Below are 369 nucleotides of genomic sequence, written 5' to 3'. Positions count from 1 at the left end.
TGGGTGTGGATTCGTCCACCACCGCTCCGTCGGAGTCCTTATATACGGCTGTGGAGGAGACGAATAGCATGCGGGCCGGTTCGACAGAATCGCGTTTCAAGGCGTCCAGAATATTTTGCAAGCCTTTTATATACGCTGTCCGGTATGCCTCCTCGGTGGAGGAATCGGCGTCTACAGCGACCACAACAATGTTCACATCGCCTGGGACGACTGGGACTTCACATGAGAGGTCCGCGCGCATGCCCCGAATCCCCGCGGGGAGCTTTTCCGGAGAACGGCGGAGACCGATCACCTCATGGCCCAGCGCTGCGAAACGCAGTCCGGCTTCGGTTCCAAGGTCGCCGCACCCGGCAATCAACACAGTCATGC

General features: G+C 59.1%; 1 protein-coding gene. It reads right to left on the bottom strand.

From position 1 onward, the window contains the following. The coding region (locus CN692_RS26485; protein ID WP_218923564.1) for an NAD-dependent epimerase/dehydratase family protein at positions 1-369 on the bottom strand (369 nt) is incomplete at both ends.

It is taken from the genome of Bacillus sp. AFS002410 (genome assembly GCF_002556365.1).
GTDB lineage: Bacteria > Bacillota > Bacilli > Bacillales > Bacillaceae_G > Gottfriedia.
The sequence above is the reverse complement of the archived record's forward strand: the minus strand, read 5'-3'. Positions and strand labels throughout refer to the sequence as shown.